The organism is Pantoea sp. SGAir0430, from assembly GCF_043549295.1.
On record NZ_CP039427.1, the window covers coordinates 3,051,761 to 3,076,116 of the forward strand.

A 24,356-nucleotide genomic window follows, 5' to 3' on the forward strand; every position below is an offset into this window, starting at 1 on the left:
TCGCGCAGGGTTTGATGGTGCAAAACCGCGCGATAAATCGCGCCGCTACAAATCGCAGAATGAGTAAATTTACTGCATCAATCCCCGGGAAACATAAACGGATTCAGGCTGCTGCGCGCGAATCCTTCCTGCTCCATACGGGCATCCAGCACCAGCGAGGCGAGATCGTCGGCCACCGGTTCCAGCGCCGGATCTTTCTCCTGGTATAGCATCTTCAGATAGGTACCGCAGTCGCCGCAGCTTTCGGCTTTCACGGCAGCCTGCTCGCTGTCCAGCGACCAGTAATGCAGATCGCGCGTTTGCTCGCAGTTCGAGCACTTGCTGCGCACCACGTACCACTCGCTTTCGCACAGATTACAGTGCAGATAGCGCAGACCCTGCTGGCCAACGTCCATGTGCACCACGCTGGCGACCGGCACGCTGGCACACACCGGGCAGAACTGACGGTGCTCGCCATATTCGGCCCGCGCTTTGCCGGGGATCATCGCCGCCATCTGCGCCCAGTAAATTGACAGCGCCGCCCAGATGAACGGGGCTTTATCACTGCTGACCTGGGCGAATTCGCCTTCCAGCAGCGCGCTGGCAAGGGTTTCCAGCTCGGTGGACGAGGCCTTCTCCAGATTCTCCAGCACCGCCAGCGCCTGGCCGCTCATCTCTGGCTTCAGCTCGGCGATCAGCGAATGCAGCAGCCGCTGCCAGTGCACATCGCGCGGGTAAGTGTGGATATCCAGCGGCGGTTTGCCCTGCTGCGCGCTCTCGGCCAGCCGCTGATGCAGATCGATCTGCAGCGGATGGTCATACAGCACGATTTCCTGGGCCTGCGCGATCACCGCGGCAAAACGCAGGTAGTCGCCCAGCGGATTTTTCGCCGCCAGATCACGCAACCGCGCCGCACGGCGGCTGTAGAGATTTTTCAGCCGGGGGAAAAGTAACGGCGGAACTTGCTCCGCCGTGTTCTTTTCGCTCTTCTCCAGCTGCTCCTGCGGGATGATGCGAATACTCATCAGGGACGTTTTTCCTGTTGTGTTTGGCGTTGGCGCTGCTCGCGATACCAGCGTGGGTGATGTTTCTTCGCCCACGCGGCCGGTACCCAGCCCTCAACCATGGCGGTAATGGTGCCTTTCACCCACAGGGCGGCATAAATATGCACCATAATCGTCATGATCAGTGCCACAGCCGAGACCGAATGCACCACCAGCGCGGCGCGAATCAGCGGAATGGTGAAGTACCCGGCGAACCAGGGGCGCCAAATGACAATTCCGCTCGCCAGCAGCAAGACTAAGCTGATGATAGCAGCCCAGAACACACACTTCTGCCCGAAGTTGTATTTCCCGGTATCGCCCACCTCTTCATTACGCACGATTTTGCGGATATTTTTCGCCCATACCAGATCGTCGCGCTGGATAAGATTGTGCTTCCAGTAGCGTAAGAACATGATAATAAAGGCTGCAAACATCACCACGCCGACGAACGGGTGCAGAATACGCGCCAGCTGTGGCGTGCCGAGCACGTGCATCAGCCAGTTAAACGACGGGAAAAAGAAACCCATTCCGCTGAGCGCGGCAAACACAAAACAGAACGCGACAATCCAGTGATTGATGCGTTCCGGCGCGCTGTAGCGCACCAGACGATCGCGCTTTTTCATCATTCGCGCTCCTCTTTTTCATGCAGGTTTTCGTCGTCGTCCTCTTCCACCCGGTTCGGACCGACACCAACGTAGTGGAACACCGCGGCGGCGAAGGTGGCGGCAAAGCCGATAGCAGCCAGCGGTTTCCAGACGCCTTTCCAGAAGGTGACCGCCGGGCTGATGCTCGGGTTGGCCGGCAGGCCGTGATACAGCTGCGGTTTGTCGGCGTGGTGCAGCACGTACATGACGTGGGTGCCGCCGACGCCAGCCGGATCGTACAGCCCGGCGTTGGCATAGCCGCGCGTGTTCAGCTCAGCGACGCGATCGGCAGCCAGCTGCTGCATATCGCTTTTGCTGCCGAAGTGAATCGCCCCGGTCGGACAGGTTTTCACGCACGCCGGTTCCTGACCGACGTTAACGCGATCGACGCACAGCGTGCATTTATACACGCGGTTGTCGTCTTTATTCAGCCGCGGCACGTCAAACGGACAGCCGGCGATGCAGTAGCCGCAGCCAATGCACTGTTCCGACTGAAAATCGACGATCCCGTTCGCGTACTGAATAATCGCGCCTTCCGACGGGCAGGCTTTCAGACAGCCGGGGTCGGCGCAGTGCATACAGCCATCCTTGCGGATCAGCCACTCCAGCTTGCCGTTCTCCTCGACTTCCGAGAAACGCATCACCGTCCAGGATTTGGCGGTCAAATCCGCCGGGTTGTCATACACCCCGACGTTATGACCGACCTCGTCGCGGATGTCGTTCCACTCTGAACACGCGACCTGACACGCCTTACAGCCGATGCAGGTGGTGACGTCGATCAGTTTCGCCACTTCCTGCTGATGGTCACGCGCCTGCGGGGCAGGCGTGAAACCATTGGTGGCGGAGCGGCGGATAATGTCTTGCGATTGATAAGCCATCTTCGTTCTCCGTTACACCTTCTCGACGTTAACCAGGAACGCCTTAAACTCCGGCGTTTGCGTGTTGGCGTCACCGACAAACGGCGTCAGGGTATTGGCGATAAAGCCTTTTTTCGCCACGCCCTGATAGCCCCAGTGAATCGGGATGCCAATGGTATCGACAGTTTTGCCATCGACGTTGAGCGGACGCAGGCGCTTGGTGACCACCGCTTTGGCTTTGATATAGCCGCGGTTGGAACTCACCTTCACCGTATCGCCCTGGGCGATGCCGAGCTTGTTCGCCAGCTTCTCGCCAATCTCCACAAACTGTTCCGGCTGCGCGATGGCGTTGAGCAACGCGTGTTTGGTCCAGTAGTGGAAATGCTCGGTCAGACGATACGTGGTGCCGACATACGGGAACTGCTCCGCTTTGCCCATCGCCGCCAGATCGTCTTTGAACACGCGCGCGGCCGGGTTGGAGACCACGTCAGGATGCAGCGGATTGGTGCCGAGCGGCGTTTCAAACGGCTCGTAGTGCTCCGGGAACGGTCCTTCTGCCATTTTGTCGATGGCGAACAGGCGGCCCATGCCTTCCGGCTGCATGATAAACGGCCCGACGTTACTGCCCGGCGCGGCCGTGCTGTAGTCCGGAATATCCATACCGCCCCACTTGCTGCCATCCCATTTGAGGATCTGGCGTTTCGGATCCCACGGGTTGCCCTGCGGGTCGGCGGAGGCGCGGTTATACAGGATGCGGCGGTTCAGCGGCCACGCCCAGCTCCAGTTCAGCGTATTGCCCAGCCCGCTCGGATCGGTGTTATCGCGGCGTGCCATCTGGTTACCGTCGGGTGTCCAGCTACCGGCGAAAATCCAGCAGCCGCTGCTGGTGCTGCCGTCATCTTTCAGATGGGCAAAAGTGCTGAGCTGCTGGCCTTTTTTCACCAGCAGCGTGCCTTTGTCATCGTAGATATCCGCCAGCGCCTTGCCGTTGCTCTCCATCGCCACCTCTTCCGAGGCCGGATTGTCGGGCGTCAGGTAGTTCCAGGTCATGTTCAGCACCGGCTCTGGCTGTGCACCGCCTTCACGCGCATACATCTCACGCAGGCGCAGATAGATACCGGAGAGAATTTCACCGTCATTGAGCGCTTCGCCCGGCGCATCCTGACCTTTCCAGTGCCACTGCAGCCAGCGGCCGGAGTTGACGATTGAGCCGTTCTCCTCGGCAAAGCAGGTCGACGGCAGACGGAACACTTCGGTCTGAATCTGCGCCGGATCGACATCGTTAAACTCGCCGTGGTTTTGCCAGAAGGTCGAAGTTTCGGTGTTGAGCGGGTCGATGGTGACGAGGAACTTCAGCTTCGACAGCGAATCGATCACTTTGCGCTTGTTCGGGAACGACGCCACCGGGTTAAAGCCCTGGCACAGATAGCCGTTGACCTTGCCCTGCGACATCATCTCGAAGTACTGCAGCACGTCGTAGCCTTTGTCCCACTTCGGCAGCCAGTCAAAGCCCCAGCTGTTCTCCGCCTGCGCTTTATCGCCAAAGAAGGCTTTCATCATGCTGACGAAGAATTTCGGGTAGTTGCCCCAGTAATTCACCTGGCCCGGCAGCGTCGGCTTCGGCGTGTTCGCCGCCAGATAGCTGGTGAGATCGGTCTGTTTTTCCGACGGCAGCGTCATATAGCCCGGCAGGCTTTGCGACAGCAGGCCGAGATCGGTCAGACCCTGAATATTGGAGTGTCCGCGCAGCGCATTGACGCCGCCGCCGGCCATCCCCATATTGCCCAGCAGCAGCTGGATCATCGCCATGGTGCGGATGTTCTGCGCCCCGACGGAGTGCTGTGTCCAGCCTAGCGCATACAGGAACGAGGTGGTGCGGTCGCGCGCGCTGGTTTCGCCAATCAGCTCACAGACGTGCAGGAAATCCGCCTTTGGCGTGCCGCAGATGCGTTCGACCATTTCCGGCGTGTAGCGGCTGACGTGCTGCTTCAGCAGGTTCCACACGCAGCGCGGATGGCTCAGGCTGTCATCGCGTTTGGCAAAGCCGTCGTCGCCCAGCTCGTAGTTCCAGCTGGTTTTGTCATATTTGCGGTTGGCTTCGTCGTAGCCGCTGAACAGGCCGTCATCAAAATGATAATCCTCCCGCACGATCAGGCTGGCGTTAGTGTACGCCTGTACATATTCATGCTGGATTTTGTCATTCTGCAGCAGCCACAGCAGTACGCCCGACAGGAAGGCAATGTCGGTACCGGAGCGAATCGGCGTGTAAAAATCTGCCACCGATGCCGTGCGCGTGAAGCGCGGATCGATAACAATCAGTTTGGCTTTGTTGTGAATTTTGGCTTCCATCGCCCAGCGGAAACCGACCGGATGCGCCTCAGCAGCGTTTCCGCCCATCACCACAACCAGATTGGCATTACGGATGTCGACCCAGTGGTTGGTCATCGCACCGCGACCAAATGTTGGAGCAAGACTTGCTACCGTTGGTCCGTGTCAGACGCGTGCCTGGTTGTCGACCGCCAGCATACCGAGCGATCGGGTAAATTTTTGCGTTAAGTAGCCGGTTTCGTTGCTGGAGGCCGAAGCGCACAGCATGCCGGTGGAGAGCCAGCGGTTTACCGTCACGCCGGCGGCGTTCTGCGCGATAAAGTTGGCGTCGCGATCGGCTTTCATCAGCTGCGCGATGCGCGTAAAGGCGTCATCCCAGCTGATGCGCTGCCATTTGTCGGAGCCTGGCGCACGGTATTCCGGATATTTCAGACGGCTGTCGCTGTGGACAAAATCAAGCAGGCCCGCGCCTTTCGGACAGAGCGCGCCGCGGCTCACCGGATGGTCCGGATCCCCTTCGATGTGGAAAATGGTCTCTTTGGCGTTTTTCGCGCCATCGCCGAGGCTGTACATTAACAGGCCACAGCCGACTGAGCAGTAAGTGCAGGTATTACGGGTTTCGCGGGCACGCAGCAACTTATACTGCCGTGTTTCCGCCAGCGCGGCTTCCGGCGTAAAGCCGAGCAGGGCTGCCGTGGTTCCTGCCATACCGCCAGCGCAGATCTTGAAGAATTTTCTTCGGCTGACGTTCATGGGTAATCCTTGAGTCGACATTGCTGTAATAATTTTTTTGCGCTGGATGAAGCCGGGGTTCAGAATGGCTCCACGCAGGATTGCGTCAAAAGCGACCTGATATTACCACTACTTTAATGTGGTTGTTATGCGAGACGAGAGAAGTGAAAGCGAAACAGCAAAAAAGTAACCAGAATGTGAATGAGATCGCAGGACTGAGCCAGACTACCGTATGGCAGCGCCACGCGATTACTGAAGCGGAAAGCGACTGGCTGGCGCAGGAAGTGCCGGTGGCGCTGGTCTACAACGGCATTTCACACGTGGTGATGATGGCAACGCCGGATAATCTGCAGGCTTTTGCGCTCGGTTTTTCGCTCTCCGAAGGCATTATTGAGCAACCCGGCGAGATCTATGGCATGGATGTGGTGCCGGGCTGCAATGGGTTCGAAGTGCAGATCGAACTCTCCAGTAGGCGTTTTATGGCGCTGAAGGCGCAGCGTCGCGCCATGGCGGGCCGCACCGGTTGCGGCGTATGTGGGGTGGAGCAGCTGGATCAAATCGGCAAGCCGGTGCAGCCGCTGCCGTTTACGCAGACCTTCGATCTGGCCTGCCTCGATAACGGCCTGGCACAGCTGCGCGATTTCCAGCCCATCGGCAATCTGACCGGCTGTACGCACGCCGCCGCGTGGATGTCGCCGCAGGGCGAACTGCAGGGCGGCTGCGAAGACGTGGGTCGCCATGTGGCGCTGGATAAGCTGCTGGGTCAGCGCAGCCAGCAGCACTGGCAGCAGGGCGCGGTGCTGGTTTCCAGCCGCGCCAGCTATGAGATGGTGCAAAAATCTGCCATGTGCGGCGTAGAGATCCTGTTTGCCGTCTCGGCCGCCACCCAGCTGGCGGTTGAGGTGGCCGAGCGCTGTAACCTGACGCTGGTGGGTTTTTCTAAACCGGGACGCGCCACGGTGTACAGCCATCCGCAGCGTCTGATCAACGGTTGATGTGCGATATATGCCGGGAATCTCACCGTTCGCGGCATGCGGCGTACCGGGAGGTGTCAGGCAATCTTTTATTACGCTGCGCTTTTTCTGGTTAGCCTGCTAAATAATATGCATGCAATAGTTTTTAATGTGACATTCTTTTGATAGGAATGAAGAAGTTGATGCGCTATCATTAACGTCTCAATCAATAATAATATACTCATTATGGCTTTAATTAAAAAGCTGCGACAGCTGAATCGCAGGCGTAATTATTTAAAGAAAGAGATTAAATACTCTCTTGATCTTTATTTTGCAGCAAGGAAATGGAAAAAGTCTTCATGCCACAAACCGAATAGACAGGATATCAAATCCATTCTGCTGGTTCGCAATGAAGGTAAAATCGGCGATGCCATCGTTTCTACGTGTTTTCTCAGAGCGCTGTTTGAAGCCGGGTATCGTGTAGATATTCTGGCGGTAAAGGAGAATGAGAGCCTTTTCCGACATAATCCGTATATTCACAACATCTATCTCTCGGAGAGTTTCAGCGATTGTCATCAGCGCGATAAATATGACACCGCCATTGGGAGTGAGGTCGTTACCCTCCTGAGAGACAATGCTTACGATTTATTGATCGATACGGCTATCTGGCAAACCGCGCTGTATATGCCCAAAATGATTGCCGATATCAATCCTAAAATGACGCTGGGTTTCAACAAGCCTGGCTGGCTTAAACCCTACGATATTAACATTCAGTTCGATCACCTTAATAACCACGTTAAAAATATCTATCGTGCGGTTCTTGACTATCTTCAGGTTGAGACGGTTGATGGGCTGAATTATGAAATATTTTACCCTGAGCGCATTGATGCCGAAATTCACCAGTCCGGCATGTTTTCCGCTGATGAGCACAATATTTTAATCAATATTTATGCCAGTCATGCCGATCGTGACCTCTCTGAGCAGCAGCTGAATGAGCTAATCGGGGCGATTGTCAGGCACAATGCGGCCACCAATATCGTGGTGCTCGATCACAAAGGCGCGCTGGAACAGGCGTCGCTGCACCCCGCGAAGTTATACCGCGTTCCCTCGCTGTATCACGCTTTCGCTGCGGTTAAGCAAAGTGATTGCGTGATTACTCCCGATACCGCCGTGGTGCATATCTCGGCGGCTTATAACAAAGCCCTGGTTGGCATCTATCAGGACTCATTGAAAAATAATCAGCTGTGGTCGCCTGGCTACAGTAACGGCCATCAGATATTTTCCGATGAGTTTGTTTTTAAAAATGACGGACGGCTGGTTGAGAAAATAAGCCAAAAAATCCACACGCTGGTTCAGCCATAATCGATGAGGTCACTGTGCCGTCAGTACGGTGACCGTGCATCGGGCAGTTCCTTACACCACCTGCACCGCTAACGCCTGCTGCAGAGCGCTGAGCGCACCGGGCTTTGCCGCGCCGCCGTCGCAAATCAACAGATCGATATCGCCGACAGGGGCGTACTGGGTACGGCTGATCACGCCGAGTTTGCTGTGATCCGCCAGCAGCAGGGTGCGGCTGGCCTGCTGTACCATGGCGTGCGCGATGGCGGCTTCATGCGGATGGAAGCTGCTGGCGCCGTTTCGGGCATCGATGCCGACCGGTGACAGCAGCGCCACGTCGGCGCGATATCGATAAATTTCCCCCACCGTCATTTCTCCCCGCGTCTGCTGCGCGCCGGCCATCATCATGCCGCCCAGCAGCAGCACCTGGTTATTCAGGGTTTCATGCTCTTCGGCCGCGCTGAGCGCCAGTGCCGCCTGCAGACTGTTGGTGATGATGGTCAGGCCGGACATGGTGCGCAGCTCTTCAGCCAGCAGCGTGGTGGTGGTGCCGGCATCGAGGAACAGCGTCTGGCCGGGCTGCAGATGTTGTACCGCCGCGGCGGCAATCGCGCGTTTCTCTCTCGCCTGTGCGTTACGGCGCACCTGCAGCGGTGGCTCCGGCGGGCTCTCCAGCGCCACCAGACCGCCATGTACGCGGCGCGCCAGCCCCTGCGCCTCAAGCGAAATGATATCGCGCCGTGCCGTTTCCCGCGAAATGCCCAGCTCTTTGATGATGCGTTCAGTGCTGAGCTGATGTTGCGTGCTCAGCAGCGCGCGGATGCGATGTAAACGGGTTTCCTGCAGCATGACGTTTCCCTGTGGCAGAGCGAAGCTGGGCCTAAGCTTACCTGAGTGTCATCGTGGCGTCATGTGTATTTGGTTGTATTTGTGTATTTGGTTGCATTTTTCACTAAAGCAGGCATGATGTTCGCAGAGATCAGGCTGCAAACACCCCTTTCACCTTCGCAACGGGAGTTACCATGGTTACACGTTCCACCATCATGGATACCAACAGTTTTCGCGCCGAACACGCCGACGCGCTGGATCCGGCCACCCGCACTCTGACGGATAAGCGCAGCAAAATGCTGGGCGAATCGTATCGTCTGTTTTATCGCAAGCCGGTGCATCTGGTGCGCGGCGAAGGGCAGTATTTGTGGGATGCGGCGGGTAACAAATATCTGGATGTGTATAACAATGTGGCGAGTATCGGCCACTGCCATCCGGCGGTCATTGAGGCGGTGAATCAGCAGATGAAGATGCTGAACACGCACACGCGTTATCTGCACGAGCGCATTCTTGACTACAGCGAAGCGTTGCTGGCGACCACGCCGGAAGCCATCGACCGCGCCATGTATATGTGTACCGGCTCAGAAGCCAACGATTTGGCGATTCGCGTGGCGCGCGCCTGGAGCGGCGGCACCGGCATTATTGTCTCGCAGGAGGCGTACCACGGTACCAGTGATTTGACCTCTGGCGCGTCACCGGCGCTGGGTAGCGGTCAGCCGCTGGCCGCGACCACCCGCCTGGTGCCACCGCCAGATGCTTATCGTGTCGATGCGCCCGACCTTGGTGCATGGTTCGCCGATCAGATTCAGCAGCAGATTGATGACATGAAAGCGCACGGCATTAAATTCGCCGGTTTCCTCGCCGACTCGATCTTCTCCTCCGACGGCGTGCTGCCTAATCCGCGCGGATTCCTGCAGCAAGCGGTGGATGTGGTGCATGCTAACGGCGGCATTTTTATCGCTGATGAAGTGCAGCCCGGCTTTGCCCGCACCGGCGATGCCTTCTGGGGCTTTGCCCGTCACGGCGTGGTGCCGGATGTGGTCACCACCGGTAAGCCGATGGGCAACGGTATTCCGGTTTCCGGCCTGCTGGCGAAAAGCGACGTGCTGGCCGCGTTCAGCGACGAGATCCCTTATTTCAATACTTTCGGCGGCAATCCGGTGGCGATGGCCGCTGCGCAGGCGGTGCTGACGGTGATTCAGGAAGAGGGGCTGCAGGAGCATAGCCGCGTGGTCGGCGCACAGCTGCTGGCGGAGCTGCAGAAGCTGATGGATCGCCATGACTGCATTGGTGATGTGCGCGGTGCCGGGCTGTTTATTGGGTTTGAGCTGGTGCAGGATCGCAGCAGTAAGACGCCGGACAAAGCGCTGGCGCTGGATTTGATCGAGAAGCTGCGCGATCACCATGTGCTGACGTCGGTGGCCGGGCCGTACGGCAACGTGCTGAAACTGCGTCCGCCGCTGGCGTTCCAGAGCGGTGATATCGACTGGCTGGTGGGAGCGCTGGATAAGTCGCTGACCGAGCTGGGGCGTTAATTACTCAGATATCAGGTCGCCATGAATGGCAACCCGTCAGCATAATGTGCCAGATGCGCGTTGATGCGCATCTGGCAGGGCGCGAAAGGACATCACGCCGCGGCAGTTTCCTGCGCAAAAATCTGCTCCATCTTCTGCCACGCCTGTGCCACATCATCGTCGAGATTGAACAGGCCGGAGGTGCCGACAATAAACACGTCGACGCCCGAGGCGGCAATCTGCTTAAAGGTGCGCGCGTTGCACGACCCATCGATTTCGGTCAGATAGTGATAACCGTGCGTTTCCCGCATGGCGATCAGCTGGCGAATTTTGTTCAGCGTTTCCGGAATAAATTTCTGTCCGGCGAAACCGGGATCGACTGACATCACCGTCACTTTATCCAGCAGATGCGCATATTCACGAATGCTATCGGCTGGCGTAGCCGGATTCAGCACCACGCCGCAGCGACGGCCAGCCTCTTTAATTTGTGTCAGCAGACGAAAAATTTTGTTATTCGCCGTCTCCGGATGGAAACTGATAATATCCGCGCCGGCATCAATGCACATCGGAATAATATCTTCCGGGTGGTTCACCATTAAATGCACATCAATCGGCACATCGGTAATTTTACGCAGGTTCTCAATAAAGAACGGCGACAGCGTAATATTCTTAACATAGCTGCCATCCATAATATCGACATGATAGAACGAGGCGCTGGCGTTCATCGCTTCGATCTGCTCGCGGAAGCGGGTCAAATCCATGCACATCAGGGACGGTGAAAAGCGGGCGTTCATGCTGATTTCCTCATTACGCAAACAGCGCCCGCAGGCGCTGTCTGTGACATCAATGGAAGAACGAAATAATGTGGCCGAGCACAATGCCGACGATACCGAAGTCCGCATCACCAAAGGTGGTGGACGCGAAGCCAAGGTCACCCATCAGCGGCAGCAGAATGGCGGGCAGGAAGGAGATCAGCAGCCCCTGGACAAAGGAACCGATGATGGCACCGCGCCGTCCGCCGGTGATGTTGCCGTAGACGCCAGCGGTCGCGCCGCAGAAGAAGTGCGGCACCAGGCCCGGCACAATCACGCTCAGACCGAACAGCGGGCACAGGAACATGCTGATCAGACCGGCGGCGAAGCTGCACAGGAAGCCGATGATCACGGCGTTCGGCGCGAACGGGAAGACCGTCGGGCAATCCAGCGCTGGTTTTGCGTTCGGCACCAGTTTATCGGCGATGCCTTTGAACGCCGGGACGATCTCGGCAATCACCATGCGTACACCGGCAAGAATGATGTAAACACCCGCAGCAAAGGTGATTGACTGGATAATGGCAAAGACGATGAAGTTCTGGCCGCCGCTCACCTGGCTTTCGGTAAACTCTTTACCGGCGACCAGTACCAGCGCGATAAACAGAATCATCATGGTCAGCGAAATTGCCACGGACGAGTCGCGCAGGAAGTTGAGGGTTTTCGGTACTTTCAGCTCTTCAATTGACGGGCTGCCTTTGCCCACCGCTTTGCCAACCAGCGCTGACAACAGGTAGCCGGTGGAGCCAAAGTGGCCCAGCGCCAGGTCGTCCGAGTTGGTGATTTTGCGGGTGAACGGCTGCAGAATCGCCGGACATACCACCATCATGGTGCCGAGAATCAGCGAGCCGATCAGCACCAGCCAGAAGCCGTGCACGCCGCCCACTGACAGGATCACCGCCAGCATCGCCGACATATACAGCGTATGGTGCCCGGTCAGGAAGATGTATTTCAGCGGCGTGATGCGCGCCAGCACAATATTCACCAGCATACCGAACACCATGATCATCGCGGTTTCGGTACCGTAGTTTTTCTGTGCCAGCGCGGCCATTGCATCAGTATTCGGCACTACGCCCTGAATATTGAACGAGTGCTCGAATAGCTGGCTGAAGATGGTCAGGGTGGCCGCAATTAAGTTGGCCCCGGCGATAAGAATAACAAAACCCATGATGGTTTTTAGCGTACCGGAAATCACATCGGATACCGGTTTCTTTTGCAGTAATAAACCAATCAGGGAAAAAAGGCCGACAAGTATAGCGGGTGTTCCAAGAACATCCTTAATTATAAACTGCAGCATAAATTACTCCGTGTGAGTAAATTTCGTCGGGTCAATTACAGGTTGTCGGCGAGAATTTCTTTGATTCTGGCGTTATCCAGTAAATTGCTCAGGCCAAATACCTGTGCGCTGTGGCTCGACAGCTGGTCAGCGATATCTTTAGCGCTGATGATAATATCGGCCTGCTCAGATTTGGCAGAGGTTAAATCGGTATGACCCACTTCAGCCTCTTTACCCAGCTCCTTAATAATTTTCTTCACGTTCATTTCCACAATGAAGCTGCTGCCTAAACCGTTTCCACACACAATCAGTACTTTTTTCATTTTCAGGTTTCTCTGGTGATTAATCTTTAATGACAGCTTCAATCGCTGGCAGGGTCGATGCCGACAGCAACTGCTGCAGGCGGGATTCGTCGCTGAACACCTCAGCCAGCGCGGTGATCATCTGAATATGATCGTCGCCAGACAGGGCGCACAGCATAATAACGACAAATACCGGGTCGTTTTCATCGGCGGCAAAATTCACGCCTTGTTTTACATGCAGCAGCGACAGGCCGTTTTTGCGCGCACCCTGTTCCGGACGCGCATGCGGCATCGCCAGACCCGGCGCCAGCACATAATAGGGACCCAGCTCAGCATGCGAGGTAAAGATCGCATCCAGATAAGCCGGGGTAATTGCCCCCTCCGCCAGCAGCGGCTCGGCCGATAAACGCACCGCTTCCTGCCAGTCGCTAACGTCGTCTATTACCCGGATATGTTGCGGTGTCAGCCATTGAGTGAGCATCAGTAATTCCTGTTTATTCGTCGATGCGGTGCACTGTAGGTGATTTTATCGCCTGGGTTCTGTGATGTTGCTCGCAAAAGTTAGCGCTAACACGAATGATGTTAAAAAGTGTGTTAGCGATAACATTTTTGCGCGCGCGGTTTGTCACGCTGAGGCCGGGGTGACATGCTCAGGCCAGCGAAAATCACGCAGCCAATGAGACATGCCCGATTCTGTGGTTTTTAACATGGCACCAATTTGCTTTTGGTTTTAAGCTGCGTGCGGATAAATCGAGCGCTACCCGGAACCAGCAGGGTAGAGACAGGAGAACGCATGACAGAAAAACGACGGCGCAGTACCGGCAAAAGCACGCTGGCCGATGTTGCCCGTTTGGTCGGTGTCAGCGCCATGACGGCGTCGCGCGCTTTGCGTATGCCGGAGAAAGTGTCGCCCGAAATTCGCGCAAGGATCGACGCGGCCGTCGCGGAACTGGCCTATGTGCCCAACGTGCAGGCGCGTAACCTGGCGTCAGCCTCGTCGCGGCTGATCACCATGGTGGTACCTTCTTTTGCTACGCCGGGCAGCGCGATTGTGTCAGAGGCGCTGCAGGAGGTGCTGCGGCCGCAGGGCTATAACATGATGCTGGCCGAAGCCAATCATTCGGCGGCGGAGGAGAGCGAGCTGATCGAGATGCTGCTCTCTTACAACCCGGCCGCGATGGTGCACTTCAATTTCGACAATGCCGCCGAAGCGCAGCGCCTGCTGAGCAACTCCGGCCTGCCGGTGATGGACATCGGTGGCGTGCATCAGGATTCTGCCGGCATCAGCATCGGCGTGGACTATGCGAAAGCCATTCGTCAGCTGGTAAACAGCCTGGTAGAGCGCGGCTATCGCCATCCCGGCCTGCTGTGCACACAAACGCATAGCACTATTTTCCGTCAGCTGCTCAATGGCTGGCACAGCGGGATGCTGGCGCTGAATCTGGCACCGCACCGCGTAGTGACCTCACCAAAAATGCCCACCTTTGCCGCTGGCCACAGCCTGCTGGCAGAGATCCGTCTCACCTGGCCGGAACTGGACGTCCTGATCTGTACCAGCGATGAAGTGGCGTGCGGCGCCATCATGGCCTGTCACGCAGCCGGCGTCTCGGTGCCCAGCCAGCTGGCGATTGCCAGCATCGGCGGTGGCCCGCTGGCGGCGGTATGTTCGCCGCCGCTGACCAGCATTGTGCTGCCGTACGAGGAGATGGGACGCATGGCCGGTAAACGCCTGCTGGCGGCGCTCAACGGCGACGAGCCGCCTGCCATCAATGAGCTGCCAGTGCAGCTTAAGCTGCGCGCCAGTACGCACAAGGTGTAGCCGTGTGTGCGCACCTTTTGCCAGATTGATCAAATCCTTATCATTACTAAGGCATTGATAACCCTTTTCCGGATCATGATTTTAACTATAATGATCCGACTGCTTATGCGGCACACCAGCAAGGTTGTGCTGCCAAACACTAAATGGAGAGGAAGAACATGAGTTATTCACTGCCATCCCTGCCGTACGCCTACGACGCACTGGAACCGCACTTCGACAAGCAGACGATGGAAATCCATCACACTAAACATCACCAGACCTACGTTAACAACGCCAACGCGGCGCTGGAAGGTACCGAATTCGCAAACCTGCCGGTTGATGAACTGATCACCAAACTGGATCAGCTGCCAGCAGACAAAAAAGGCCCACTGCGTAACAACGCTGGCGGCCACGCTAACCACAGCCTGTTTTGGAAAGGCCTGAAAACCGGCACCACGCTGCAGGGCGACCTGAAAGCGGCAATCGAAAAAGATTTCGGTAGCGTTGAGAAATTCCAGGAAGAGTTCGAGAAAGCGGCTGCGACCCGTTTTGGCTCTGGCTGGGCGTGGCTGGTGAAAAAAGGCGATAAGCTGGCGGTCGTTTCAACCGCTAACCAGGACAACCCGCTGATGGGTGAAGCCATCGCCGGCGTGTCTGGTTTCCCAATCATCGGTCTGGATGTGTGGGAGCACGCTTACTATCTGAAGTATCAGAACAAGCGCCCTGACTACATCAAAGCGTTCTGGAACGTGGTGAACTGGGACGAAGCAGCGGCACGTTTCGCCTCGGCAAAATAAGTTCTGGCTTACGCTATGTGAATAACCGGTGCCTGCGTGCACCGGTTTTTTTATCACCATCCTAAACCGCAGCTCAACAAACTCCACGTCATGACCAGGCTAAAGTGGTTATTAACGCGCCGTTGATAATTTGGGGCATACAGTAGCCTTCAGTTATCTCGCGACGTAAAAATAATCATGTCTATTATTACACATTCTGAGCCGGACTCCGTTTCGTCGGCCGCGCTGTTTATACCTTTAGTCAGTGGAAAGCTGCGGCCAAATAAGCTGTGGAATAGCCAGCAATTTCGCCTGAAATTTGCCTTAAGGTCAGCGGTATTTCCACTGACCACTTTTAATTATCTCCATCAGCTGGCCAAACTCTCTTTTCTGCCGCAGCTGTTAAGCAGCCAGGGCTTACTGCCGGCTAAGCCGCATCGCCCGTATTTGCGCGCCGGTTTCAGCGTGGCGCAGCGTGCGCAGGCGATTCTCGATCATTATCAATTAATGGATCGGCTGGCGAATAATCAGCTGCGCCAGTTGCTGCTGAGCCCGAGCGGTAATCTCCTTGCCCGTTTCACCGGCAAAAACGAGGAGCAATTTGCGCTTTATTGCTGCTCCGGCCATTACGACCGGGAAGGGGAAATTACGCTGCTGCTTAATTATCAGGATATGACGCTGGCCTCGCTGTCATTCTCTATTATTCAGGAACAGCAGCAGCGCACGCTATTAATTGGGGGCTTGCAGGGGCCGCGGAAACATATTTCCAGTGACGTTATTCGCGATGCCACCAAAGCCGCGCACGGCGTATTTCCTAAGCGTCTGCTGATGGAAGCGGTATTTATTCTGGCGGCACAGTGCGGCGTACAGGCCATTACCGCCGTCGGTGATACCACCCATGTTTTCCGCAGCCTGCGCTACCGTCACAGCAAAGGTGATAAATTCTTTGCCAGCTATAGCGAGTTCTGGCTGTCACTGGGCGGGGAAATGCGGGGTGATGAGCTGTTTACGCTGCCGCTGAGCATGGCACGTAAAGATCTGGAAGAGATTGCCAGCAAGAAGCGCGCGGAGTATCGCCGCCGCTATGCCCTGCTGGATACGCTGGCGCAGCAGGTGCTGCAGGCTGCCGGTGCAGAACGCGACGTGGTCCACGCCGCGTAACGGCAATCAGAACGGCTGCTTTGCGTAGCCGGTCATCACCTTCAGCCCCATCTCGCGTCCCAGCGCGGTCATCGGGTGTACCACCACCAGGCCGCGCACGCTTTTCTTCAGCGCGCCCATGTTCGCCTGCTCTTTTTTGGTGATTTCACGGCTGAACGGCAGCTTTTTCAGCTGCTGGGCTTCTTTGCTCAGCTTCTCTTCGCGCACGTTGCGCAGACGCTCTATCTCCTGCACCAGCGTCTCTTTCTCTTTCAGCAGCGCGCCAAGCTTTTCGGCATCGCCCGCTTCCAGCAGCTGCGGTTCTTTGCGATTCAGCGCGTCCAGCTGGTCGCTGAGACGTTTAATCTCGGCTTTTTCTTGTTCTTTCATTGGGAAAACTCATTAAGGAAAACAGGCAAAGGATACATCAAATCCGCCCGCTTTTGCAGCGCAGCGACAACAGAGGCAACGGGATAATCGGGTACAGCGCGGCGGGCGGGCAAAAAAATACCCAGCGCAAGGCTGGGTATTGACTGGAATTACAGAATGAAGCGGCTGAGATCTTCGTCGGCCACCAGTTCATCCAGATGCTGACCAACGTATTCGGCATCGATGGTGATCGATTCGCCGTGGCGATCGCTGGCGTCGTAGGAGATATCTTCCATCAGGCGCTCCAGCACGGTGTGCAGACGACGTGCACCGATGTTCTCGGTGGTTTCGTTCACCTGCCACGCCGCTTCGGCGATGCGACGAATGCCGTCTTCGGTGAATTCAACGTTAACGCCTTCGGTGCCCATCAGCGCTTTGTACTGTACGGTCACGGACGCGTTCGGCTCGGTCAGGATGCGTTCGAAATCATTGACCGTCAGCGCCTGCAGCTCAACGCGAATCGGCAGACGACCCTGCAGCTCCGGAATCAGATCCGACGGGCTGGCCACCTGGAACGCGCCGGAGGCGATAAACAGGATATGGTCGGTTTTAACCATGCCGTGTTTAGTGGACACGGTGCAGCCTTCCACCAGCGGCAGCAGATCGCGCTGTACGCCTTCACGTGACACATCCGGGCCCGACGACTGGCCGCCGCGCTTACAGATTTTGTCGATTTCGTCGATGAACACGATACCGTGCTGTTCAACCGCGTCGATGGCGTCCTGCTTCAGCTCTTCCGGGTTCACCAGCTTGGCCGCTTCTTCTTCAATCAGCAGCTTCATCGCGTCTTTGATTTTCAGCTTACGCGGTTTCTGCTTCTGGCCGCCGAGGTTCTGGAACATCGACTGCAGCTGGCTGGTCATCTCTTCCATGCCCGGAGGCGCCATGATTTCAACGCCCATCGGCGCAGCAGCCAGATCGATCTCAATCTCTTTGTCATCGAGCTGGCCTTCGCGCAATTTTTTGCGGAACGACTGGCGCGCAGCGGACGGCTCAGCGCTCTGCTCCGGCTGGCCCCAGTTGTTTTTCGCTGGCGGGATCAGCACATCCAGAATGCGATCTTCTGCCATCTCTTCGGCGCGGTATTTGTTTTTCTCGATCGCCTGGCTGCGCACCATCTTGATGGCGGAGTCCGTCAGATCGCGAATAATCGAATCCACTTCTTTCCCGACATAGCCCACTTCGGTGAATTTAGTGGCTTCAACTTTGATGAACGGCGCATTGGCCAGCTTCGCCAGACGGCGGGCGATTTCGGTTTTACCGACGCCGGTCGGGCCGATCATCAGGATGTTTTTTGGGGTCACTTCATGGCGCAGCTCTTCGTCAAGCTGCATGCGGCGCCAGCGGTTACGCAGCGCAATGGCGACCGCTTTTTTGGCGCCGTCCTGGCCGATGATGAAGCGGTTAAGCTCGCTGACAATCTCGCGTGGAGTCATCTCAGACATGGTTTTGGTCCTTACGCCTTAGACGGTAATTCTTCGTAGTTAATGTTGTGGTTGGTGTAGATGCAGATATCACCGGCGATATTCAGCGCTTTGGCTACGATATCGTGCGCACCCATCTCCGTGTTCTCCAGCAGCGCGCGGGCGGCTGCCTGGGCGTAAGGCCCGCCGGAACCGATGGCAATCAGGTCATTTTCCGGCTGAATCACGTCACCGTTACCGCTGATGATCAGCGAGGAGTTCTCATCGGCAACCGCCAGCAGCGCTTCAAGGCGGCGCAGCATCCGGTCAGTACGCCAGTCTTTCGCCAGTTCGACCGCGGCTTTCACCAGATGGCCCTGATGCATCTCCAGTTTGCGTTCGAACAGTTCAAACAGGGTAAAGGCATCTGCGGTGCCGCCAGCAAAGCCCGCGATCACTTTGTCGTTGTAAAGACGACGCACCTTTTTAACATTGCCTTTCATTACGGTATTGCCGAGCGTCGCCTGGCCATCACCGCCGATCACGACCCGGCCGTTGCGTCGTACACTTACTATTGTTGTCACGGGCAGACCCCTTGTTGCAGTGGAAAAAAGACACCGCGCAGCGGGCGCGGCGTATCATGCAACCAGATATGGGGTAATCCTGTGGGGTTTCAACCCCCGGCAATATCTGATGCTGCAAATTGCCGGGGGCGAGCAGGGAGGGTTAAGGCAGGGCGAGCGGAATACAGCTGCTGTGGCCGGAGCTGTGCAGGCGCTTCACGGTGCTGTCTGCGCTGCTGCGGTCTTTAAACGGCCCAATCACCACGCGATTCCAGCCGCCGCCAGTCGTGATGCGGCTTTCGAAACCTTCAAACGCCAGACCGGCGCGTACCGATTCCGCCTGATCGGTACCTTTAAACGAGCCACACTGCACCATCCAGCGCTGGGTGCTCGCTTTCTCTTCCGTTTTGGCTTTGGCGCTCTCCTGCGGCTTCGCCGGCTCGCGAGTGATCGGCGCGGCCTGTTGCTGCTGCTGGCGTGCCGCCTGCTGCTGCAATTCCTGCTGACGCTGCTGCTGCAACTGTTGCTGGCGCTGCTGCTGCTGTAACTGCTGCTGCTGACGCTGCACCTGCTGTTGTTGCTGTTGTGCCTGCTGCTGACGCTGCAGCGTTTGCTGGCGCTGAGCCGGGGTTTGTTCGTTCCACGGCACTTCATTCAGCTGGGTTGGCTGCTGGCGCATATCGGCCTGCATCTGCTCCAGCAGCTGACGCTGTTCGTCGGTCAGCTGAGTTTGCGACTTGATTTCGCCCCCGGCAGACGGCTCGGTGGGCGACGGCACGGTCACCTGACGATTTTCCAGCTCTTTGATGTACTTCCAGCGCTCTTCCGGCTTCGGCGGCAGGCCATTACCGTTGGCTTTATGATTCGGAATCACCGGTGTTTCTTCTTTTTTGTGATGCGAGATGAACCATAAACCACCGGCAAAGGTCACCAGCACTGCCACGGCCAGTACTATCATCAGCTTTGAAGTGCCGGAGCCGCCTTTGCTTTTCTTGCTGCGGCCTGCGGGTTTTTTGCGACGCGTCCCTGTTGAACGCCCGCGGCCTACGTAATCTCTCTGTGCCACTTTCGTTCTGATACCCTTCAAAAAAATGCCACTGGGCGTGTAAATGGGGTGTTAATTTTGCCCGGCAAGGAATGCGTCATGTTACTCAAGGGCTGGAACTTTGACCAGCACAGTCTGCCTTCAGAATCTGCTGAAAATGCAGGGTTCCCGCATTCATTTTTCGCGTTTTGCTGCCGGTGCAGTACTGCCGCGGACGCGGAGTTCGGCGTCGAGCAGGCGTGAACCGTTGTTGACCCGTTTGCCCTGCAGCTCATCCAGCAGCAGCAGCATCGCTTCGCGGCCAATGGCAAAACGCGGCTGTGCCACGGTGGTCAGGGGCGGATCGTAGTATTGCGCCAGCTCGATATCATCGAAGCCGACCACCGACAGATCCTGCGGAATACGCATTCCCAGCTTGCGCGCCTGGTTCATCGCGCCAAGCGCCATCAGATCGCTATGGCAGAACAGGGCTTTCGGCGGCTGCGGCAGGCTCATCAGCTGCTTCAGCGCGCTGGCACCGGCTTCAAAGGTGAAGTCGCCGTGCACAATCAGCGTGGGATCAATGGCGATATTGCTGCGGCGCAGCGCCTGGATGTAGCCCTGCAGCCGATACTGGCTGAGCGGGATATGTTCCGGTCCGGTGATGCAGGCGATCTGCCGATGGCCCAGCTGTAACAGATGATTCACCGCTTCAAAGGCCGCGGTCAGGTTATCGATATGCACCGTGGGCAGCGCCATCTCCGGCGCGAACTCGTTTCCCATCACCATCGGCGGCAGATTGCGCTGATCTTCAATGCCGGCGTCAAACGGCAGCTGCGAACCCAGCAGTACCATGCCGTCAATCTGGCGCGTCAGCATCAGGTTAAGGAAGGTTTTCTCCTGCTGATCCTGATGGGCGCAGTCACCAATCAGCACCAGATAGCCTTCCTGCGCGGCGGTCACTTCCACGCCGCGGATAATCTCGCTGAAGAAAGGGTCACAGATGTCCGGCACAATCACCAGAATGGTTTGCGTGTCGCCGCGTTTGGCGTTGCGCGCCAGACCATGCGGCGCATAGCCGACGGCCTGCACCGCCTGTTCCACTTTCTGCCGGGTCGCGGCGGAGACTTTTTCCGGATTCATCAGCGCGCGCGAAACCGTGGCGGTGGAGACGCCAGCCTGCTCGGCCACATCTTTCATGGTGGCTGCCGATGAGGGTTGCTTCTGATCCAACGTTAACTCCTGACGCGGTACAGCGCATAGATATTCACACATAGCCGGCCCAGTGCCGGGACGGGCACTATTGTTAACCCAACGCCGTGTGAGGTTGTTACTTAATTTGCATAAAAATTGTGACTTGTGCGACTTTTTTCGATCTGGCTCGCAGATGTGGCGCGGCTTAACTCTCGGTGGGGTCGATATCCAGCGTCCATTTGACTTTGCGCGCGGCGGGCAGGGTGGTGACCAGCGGCAGTGAACTGCTCAGCAACTGCTGCAGCCGCTTGCGCGATGGATGCTGTAGCAGCAGTTGCCAGCGCCAGCGTCCGCTGCGCTTCGGTGCCAGCGCCGGCACCGGCCCCATCAGCCACATCGCCTCATCTTTGAGCGGGCTGGCTTCCAGCAGGTTACGTAGCTGCGTAAGGAACTCCGCCGCCTGCGCGTTATCCAGATCTTCAGCGCGAAACAGTGCGTGGCTGGTCCACGGTGGCAGCTGCACTGACTGACGCTCCAGCAGCGTCTGATCGGCAAACGCAAAATAGCCGCGATGCAGCAGCGTTTGCAGCAGTGGATGCTCCGGATGGTGCGTCTGCAGTAACACTTCGCCCTGCTTACCGGCGCGGCCGGCGCGGCCGGCGACCTGTGTGTAGAGCTGGGCAAAGCGCTCGGCGGCACGGAAATCCGCCGAAAACAGCGCGCCATCAACATCCAGCAGCGATACCAGCGTCACGTCCGGGAAGTGATGGCCTTTGGCCAGCATCTGCGTGCCGACCAGAATGCGCGCCCCGCCGCGATGCACATCGGCCAGATGCTGTTCCAGCGCGCCTTTGCGGCTGGTGGTATCGCGATCGATGCGCGACACCGGTACGCCAGGAAACAGCGTGCTGAGCTGCTGCTCCAGCTGTTCCGTGCCCACGCCGACCGGCAGCAGATGGGTGGAACCGCAGCCCGGACACTGATGCGGCAGCGGACGCTGGCTGTCGCAGTGGTGACAGCGCAGCTGACGATGCTGCTGATGCAGCGTGTAATAACTGTCGCAGCGCTGACACTCCGCCAGCCAGCCGCAGTCGTGGCACATCAGCGCCGGCGAAAAGCCGCGGCGATTGAGAAACAGCAGAACCTGATTATCCGCCTGCAGGTGCTGGCGCATCTTGCCCAGCAGCGCCGGCGCAAGACCGCCTTTCAGTTGCTGTCCCTTGAGATCGATTAGCTGCTGCAGCGCCGGTTTGGCGTTACCGGCACGTTTGGTCAGGTTGAGCTGGCGATATTTACCGACACGCACGTTGTGCAGCGTCTCCAGCGCCGGCGTCGCCGATCCCATCACAATCGGCACATCTTCTTCGTGAGCGCTGAATACCGCCAGATCGCGCGCCTGGTAGCGCCAGCCTTCCTGCTGTTTGTAGGAGCTGTCGTGTTCTTCATCGATGATGATCACGCCCGGCCGCGCCAGCGGTGTGAACAGCGCGGATCGTGTGCCGATAACAATGGCGGTCTCGCCGCTGCGCGCGCGCAGCCAGACCGCCAGACGCTCGCTGTCATTGAGCGCCGAGTGCAGCACATCAATCGGCGCATCGAAGCGTTCACGGAAACGGGCGATGGTTTGCGGCGTCAGGCCAATTTCCGGCACCAGCACCAGCGCCTGTTTGCCGCGCGCCAGCACATTCTCCAGCACGCTGAGATAGACCTCGGTTTTACCCGATCCGGTGATGCCTGCCAGCAGCCACGCGGCGTAATGCTCGTCCTCGCTGCGAATGGCGCCCACCGCCATCGCCTGATCGGTATTCAGCCGCAGCCGTTCACCTTTCACCGCAAAACTGGCGCGCCAGTCGTGCTGCTGTGGCGCATGTTCACGCAGGTCGCACAGCCCTTTGGCACGCAGTGCCTGCAGCGCGGCATCGGTAAAATCCTGCTCGCCGATCTGGTGACGATACAGCGGCCGCTGACGCAACGCCGCCAGCGCCTGCTGCTGTTTCGGCGCGCGCTTCAGGCTTTCCAGCGCCACTTCGCGCCCGGCTTCGTTCACCACCCACTGCCACAGCGGCGCTTCCTGGGCCGGCTTGCCCTGACGCAGCAGCACCGGCAGCGCATGGCTGAGCACTTCGCCGAGCGGAGAGTGATAGTAGCCGGCGGCCCAGTTGAGGATGCGCCACAGCGCCGGCGAAAACAGCGAGCGGTCATCGAGTAACGCATCAATCTGTTTCAGCTGGGCAAGGGGGAGATCGCTGGTGGCGCGCGTGCTAACCACGATGCCAGTCATTTTCCGGTTGCCGAACGGCACGCTGACGCGCGCGCCGGTTACCGGCTGCGGCGCATCGGCGGGCAGCAGGTAGTCAAACAGGCGAGGCAGCGGAACGGGCAGGGCAACCTGAACAACGGGCATGTCGATCTCTATCCGGTTCTGTAAAAAGGAGAAGTAGTGTACACGCTGGCGTCACCCCCGTCATACTTCAGCGCGCGGCGGCGCTGGCTGCAGGCGTTTCCCCGGCATGGCAGAGCGCGGCGCATTGCGCGGATTTGATCAATGCGCTCATTTTCTGTATACTATGCCGCCTTTGATGAGATGACTCGTCAAAGATACACCATTTATTAACCGCGTGTGGTGCTGTGCAGGTTCGCCTGGCACGGAGAGCGACACGGCCTTTTATGAGGTTCTCCCATGAAACAAGGTATTCACCCGAAATACGAAGCTGTGACCATCACCTGCTCTTGCGGCAACGTGATCAACACCCGTTCAACCATGACTGGTACCCTGAACCTGGACGTGTGCGGCAAATGCCACCCGTTCTACACCGGTAAGCAGCGTGTTGTTGACTCTGGTGGTCGTGTTGATCGCTTCAACAAGCGTTTCAGCATCCCAGGCAGCAAGAAATAAGATTATTTGCCGGCGAATCTTCACGATTCGGTTGCAAGAAAAAACCCAGCCTCGGCTGGGTTTTTTTATTTCTGGCCTCAGTATTCCCAGCTGTCGGGATCGATGCCCATCTCTCGCATAATCTGTTTTGCTTCTTCCGGAATCTCGTCGCTGCGCTCTTTACGCAGATCAACATCATTCGGCAGCGGTTGCCCGGTGAAGGCATGCAAAAAGGCTTCGCACAGCAGTTCGCTGTTGGTGGCGTGACGCAGATTGTTCACCTGACGGCGGGTACGCTCATCCGTTAAAATCTTCAGCACTTTCAGCGGGATAGAAACTGTAATCTTCTTAACCTGCTCGCTCTTCTTACCGTGTTCAGCGTAAGGGCTGATATATTCGCCGTTCCATTCAGCCATGGGTTACCTTAATCAATAAAAAGTTGAATATGGGGAAATCCGTTGATTATGCCCGATTTTTCGATGCCTGACCGCTTAAACTGCCGGTTTTATGCTTACACATCGCGTTTCACAGGAAAGCGCGCTGAACACCAG

At 57.3% G+C, this 24,356-nt stretch carries 23 protein-coding genes; 7 read left to right on the forward strand and 16 right to left on the reverse strand.

The genetic code is table 11. The features are described from left to right. Positions 1-77: 77 nt before the first annotated feature. The 4 genes from fdhE to fdnG are packed head-to-tail and all read right to left on the reverse strand — an operon-like array spanning position 78 to position 5,604. Positions 78-1,004 carry a formate dehydrogenase accessory protein FdhE gene (gene fdhE / locus E7738_RS14455; RefSeq protein WP_058770768.1) on the reverse strand — a complete coding sequence of 309 codons (927 nt, stop codon included), beginning with the start codon at positions 1,002-1,004 and terminating at the stop codon, positions 78-80. Next, entirely contained in the window at positions 1,004-1,645 is a 642-nt protein-coding gene (gene fdoI / locus E7738_RS14460) for a formate dehydrogenase cytochrome b556 subunit (RefSeq protein ID WP_394516346.1), read from the reverse strand. The genes fdhE and fdoI overlap by 1 nt, the downstream gene beginning before the upstream one ends. Further along, complete coding sequence (gene fdxH / locus E7738_RS14465; protein WP_021506856.1) at positions 1,645-2,544, reverse strand: formate dehydrogenase subunit beta; 900 nt, start codon at positions 2,542-2,544, stop codon at positions 1,645-1,647. The genes fdoI and fdxH overlap by 1 nt, the downstream gene beginning before the upstream one ends. Positions 2,545-2,556: 12 nt before the next feature. Next, entirely contained in the window at positions 2,557-5,604 is a 3,048-nt protein-coding gene (gene fdnG, locus E7738_RS14470; protein ID WP_394515738.1) for a formate dehydrogenase-N subunit alpha, read from the reverse strand. 143 nt (positions 5,605-5,747) lie between these two features. On the opposite strand from fdnG, the gene fdhD reads away from it, so the two are divergent. Beyond that, the gene (gene fdhD / locus E7738_RS14475) at positions 5,748-6,578 is read left to right on the forward strand and encodes a formate dehydrogenase accessory sulfurtransferase FdhD (RefSeq protein ID WP_058758153.1); all 831 of its coding nucleotides are present in this window, start codon (positions 5,748-5,750) and stop codon (positions 6,576-6,578) included. A 204-nt stretch (positions 6,579-6,782) separates the two neighbouring features. Continuing rightward, a complete protein-coding gene (locus E7738_RS14480; protein ID WP_394515739.1) occupies positions 6,783-7,898 on the forward strand; it encodes a glycosyltransferase family 9 protein in 1,116 nt (371 codons plus the stop codon). A 51-nt stretch (positions 7,899-7,949) separates the two neighbouring features. Here E7738_RS14480 and E7738_RS14485 read toward each other — a convergent pair whose 3' ends face one another. Continuing rightward, positions 7,950-8,723 carry a DeoR/GlpR family DNA-binding transcription regulator gene (locus E7738_RS14485; RefSeq protein WP_088516188.1) on the reverse strand — a complete coding sequence of 258 codons (774 nt, stop codon included), beginning with the start codon at positions 8,721-8,723 and terminating at the stop codon, positions 7,950-7,952. Between the two features lie 173 nt (positions 8,724-8,896). Between E7738_RS14485 and E7738_RS14490 the strand changes: the two genes are divergently transcribed. Then, positions 8,897-10,237 (forward strand): aspartate aminotransferase family protein, encoded by a 1,341-nt coding sequence (locus E7738_RS14490; protein WP_394515740.1) that lies wholly within the window; start codon positions 8,897-8,899, stop codon positions 10,235-10,237. A 92-nt stretch (positions 10,238-10,329) separates the two neighbouring features. Here E7738_RS14490 and alsE read toward each other — a convergent pair whose 3' ends face one another. The 4 genes from alsE to E7738_RS14510 are packed head-to-tail and all read right to left on the reverse strand — an operon-like array spanning position 10,330 to position 13,084. Beyond that, a complete protein-coding gene (alsE, locus tag E7738_RS14495) occupies positions 10,330-11,010 on the reverse strand; it encodes a D-allulose 6-phosphate 3-epimerase (protein WP_021506849.1) in 681 nt (226 codons plus the stop codon). A gap of 49 nt (positions 11,011-11,059) precedes the next feature. After that, positions 11,060-12,322: a PTS ascorbate transporter subunit IIC gene (locus tag E7738_RS14500; RefSeq protein WP_150361695.1), complete on the reverse strand. Its 1,263-nt coding sequence runs from the start codon at positions 12,320-12,322 to the stop codon at positions 11,060-11,062. A 35-nt stretch (positions 12,323-12,357) separates the two neighbouring features. Next, on the reverse strand, positions 12,358-12,624 hold the full coding sequence (locus E7738_RS14505; RefSeq protein WP_021313417.1) for a PTS sugar transporter subunit IIB: 267 nt from the start codon (positions 12,622-12,624) through the stop codon (positions 12,358-12,360). A gap of 19 nt (positions 12,625-12,643) precedes the next feature. Beyond that, positions 12,644-13,084 (reverse strand): PTS sugar transporter subunit IIA, encoded by a 441-nt coding sequence (locus E7738_RS14510; RefSeq protein ID WP_021506847.1) that lies wholly within the window; start codon positions 13,082-13,084, stop codon positions 12,644-12,646. Positions 13,085-13,396: 312 nt separating this feature from the next. Here E7738_RS14510 and E7738_RS14515 point away from each other — a divergent pair, with 312 nt between their 5' ends. From E7738_RS14515 to E7738_RS14525, 3 genes are all read left to right on the forward strand, one after another. Further along, a complete protein-coding gene (locus E7738_RS14515) occupies positions 13,397-14,422 on the forward strand; it encodes a LacI family DNA-binding transcriptional regulator (RefSeq protein ID WP_021506846.1) in 1,026 nt (341 codons plus the stop codon). A 158-nt stretch (positions 14,423-14,580) separates the two neighbouring features. Then, a complete protein-coding gene (sodA, locus tag E7738_RS14520) occupies positions 14,581-15,198 on the forward strand; it encodes a superoxide dismutase [Mn] (RefSeq protein ID WP_021506845.1) in 618 nt (205 codons plus the stop codon). A gap of 177 nt (positions 15,199-15,375) precedes the next feature. Next, the gene (locus tag E7738_RS14525) at positions 15,376-16,338 is read left to right on the forward strand and encodes a VirK/YbjX family protein (RefSeq protein WP_394515741.1); all 963 of its coding nucleotides are present in this window, start codon (positions 15,376-15,378) and stop codon (positions 16,336-16,338) included. A 6-nt stretch (positions 16,339-16,344) separates the two neighbouring features. On the opposite strand, the gene E7738_RS14530 is transcribed toward E7738_RS14525, so the two are convergent. The 6 genes from E7738_RS14530 to priA all read right to left on the reverse strand — a co-directional run bounded on the left by E7738_RS14530 (position 16,345) and on the right by priA (position 23,334). Continuing rightward, positions 16,345-16,707, reverse strand: a complete 363-nt coding sequence (locus E7738_RS14530) for a YibL family ribosome-associated protein (protein WP_021506843.1) — start codon at positions 16,705-16,707, stop codon at positions 16,345-16,347. 149 nt (positions 16,708-16,856) lie between these two features. After that, positions 16,857-18,191 (reverse strand): HslU--HslV peptidase ATPase subunit, encoded by a 1,335-nt coding sequence (hslU, locus tag E7738_RS14535; RefSeq protein ID WP_021506842.1) that lies wholly within the window; start codon positions 18,189-18,191, stop codon positions 16,857-16,859. Positions 18,192-18,202: 11 nt separating this feature from the next. Then, the gene (gene hslV / locus E7738_RS14540) at positions 18,203-18,733 is read right to left on the reverse strand and encodes an ATP-dependent protease subunit HslV (RefSeq protein ID WP_031279590.1); all 531 of its coding nucleotides are present in this window, start codon (positions 18,731-18,733) and stop codon (positions 18,203-18,205) included. Between the two features lie 142 nt (positions 18,734-18,875). Next, the gene (ftsN, locus tag E7738_RS14545) at positions 18,876-19,778 is read right to left on the reverse strand and encodes a cell division protein FtsN (RefSeq protein WP_071813585.1); all 903 of its coding nucleotides are present in this window, start codon (positions 19,776-19,778) and stop codon (positions 18,876-18,878) included. Positions 19,779-19,931: 153 nt separating this feature from the next. After that, complete coding sequence (gene cytR, locus E7738_RS14550) at positions 19,932-20,969, reverse strand: DNA-binding transcriptional regulator CytR (RefSeq protein WP_021506839.1); 1,038 nt, start codon at positions 20,967-20,969, stop codon at positions 19,932-19,934. Between the two features lie 166 nt (positions 20,970-21,135). Then, complete coding sequence (gene priA / locus E7738_RS14555) at positions 21,136-23,334, reverse strand: primosomal protein N' (protein WP_394515742.1); 2,199 nt, start codon at positions 23,332-23,334, stop codon at positions 21,136-21,138. A 276-nt stretch (positions 23,335-23,610) separates the two neighbouring features. Between priA and rpmE the strand changes: the two genes are divergently transcribed. Beyond that, entirely contained in the window at positions 23,611-23,826 is a 216-nt protein-coding gene (gene rpmE / locus E7738_RS14560; RefSeq protein ID WP_021506837.1) for a 50S ribosomal protein L31, read from the forward strand. 77 nt (positions 23,827-23,903) lie between these two features. Here the strand turns inward: rpmE and metJ are convergent, their stop codons facing one another. Then, positions 23,904-24,221, reverse strand: a complete 318-nt coding sequence (metJ, locus tag E7738_RS14565) for a met regulon transcriptional regulator MetJ (RefSeq protein ID WP_007885403.1) — start codon at positions 24,219-24,221, stop codon at positions 23,904-23,906. Positions 24,222-24,356: the final 135 nt, after the last annotated feature.

What these genes read in the sequence shown, in the direction of transcription:
- fdhE (WP_058770768.1), bottom strand. Translation starts at nt 1,004, where the DNA reads ATGAGTATTCGCATCATCCCGCAGGAGCAGCTGGAGAAGAGCGAAAAG.
- fdoI (WP_394516346.1), bottom strand. Translation starts at nt 1,645, where the DNA reads ATGAAAAAGCGCGATCGTCTGGTGCGCTACAGCGCGCCGGAACGCATC.
- fdxH (WP_021506856.1), bottom strand. Translation starts at nt 2,544, where the DNA reads ATGGCTTATCAATCGCAAGACATTATCCGCCGCTCCGCCACCAATGGT.
- E7738_RS14480 (WP_394515739.1), top strand. Translation starts at nt 6,783, where the DNA reads ATGGCTTTAATTAAAAAGCTGCGACAGCTGAATCGCAGGCGTAATTAT.
- E7738_RS14485 (WP_088516188.1), bottom strand. Translation starts at nt 8,723, where the DNA reads ATGCTGCAGGAAACCCGTTTACATCGCATCCGCGCGCTGCTGAGCACG.
- E7738_RS14490 (WP_394515740.1), top strand. Translation starts at nt 8,897, where the DNA reads ATGGTTACACGTTCCACCATCATGGATACCAACAGTTTTCGCGCCGAA.
- alsE (WP_021506849.1), bottom strand. Translation starts at nt 11,010, where the DNA reads ATGAACGCCCGCTTTTCACCGTCCCTGATGTGCATGGATTTGACCCGC.
- E7738_RS14500 (WP_150361695.1), bottom strand. Translation starts at nt 12,322, where the DNA reads ATGCTGCAGTTTATAATTAAGGATGTTCTTGGAACACCCGCTATACTT.
- E7738_RS14505 (WP_021313417.1), bottom strand. Translation starts at nt 12,624, where the DNA reads ATGAAAAAAGTACTGATTGTGTGTGGAAACGGTTTAGGCAGCAGCTTC.
- E7738_RS14510 (WP_021506847.1), bottom strand. Translation starts at nt 13,084, where the DNA reads ATGCTCACTCAATGGCTGACACCGCAACATATCCGGGTAATAGACGAC.
- E7738_RS14515 (WP_021506846.1), top strand. Translation starts at nt 13,397, where the DNA reads ATGACAGAAAAACGACGGCGCAGTACCGGCAAAAGCACGCTGGCCGAT.
- sodA (WP_021506845.1), top strand. Translation starts at nt 14,581, where the DNA reads ATGAGTTATTCACTGCCATCCCTGCCGTACGCCTACGACGCACTGGAA.
- E7738_RS14525 (WP_394515741.1), top strand. Translation starts at nt 15,376, where the DNA reads ATGTCTATTATTACACATTCTGAGCCGGACTCCGTTTCGTCGGCCGCG.
- E7738_RS14530 (WP_021506843.1), bottom strand. Translation starts at nt 16,707, where the DNA reads ATGAAAGAACAAGAAAAAGCCGAGATTAAACGTCTCAGCGACCAGCTG.
- hslU (WP_021506842.1), bottom strand. Translation starts at nt 18,191, where the DNA reads ATGTCTGAGATGACTCCACGCGAGATTGTCAGCGAGCTTAACCGCTTC.
- priA (WP_394515742.1), bottom strand. Translation starts at nt 23,334, where the DNA reads ATGCCCGTTGTTCAGGTTGCCCTGCCCGTTCCGCTGCCTCGCCTGTTT.
- rpmE (WP_021506837.1), top strand. Translation starts at nt 23,611, where the DNA reads ATGAAACAAGGTATTCACCCGAAATACGAAGCTGTGACCATCACCTGC.
- metJ (WP_007885403.1), bottom strand. Translation starts at nt 24,221, where the DNA reads ATGGCTGAATGGAACGGCGAATATATCAGCCCTTACGCTGAACACGGT.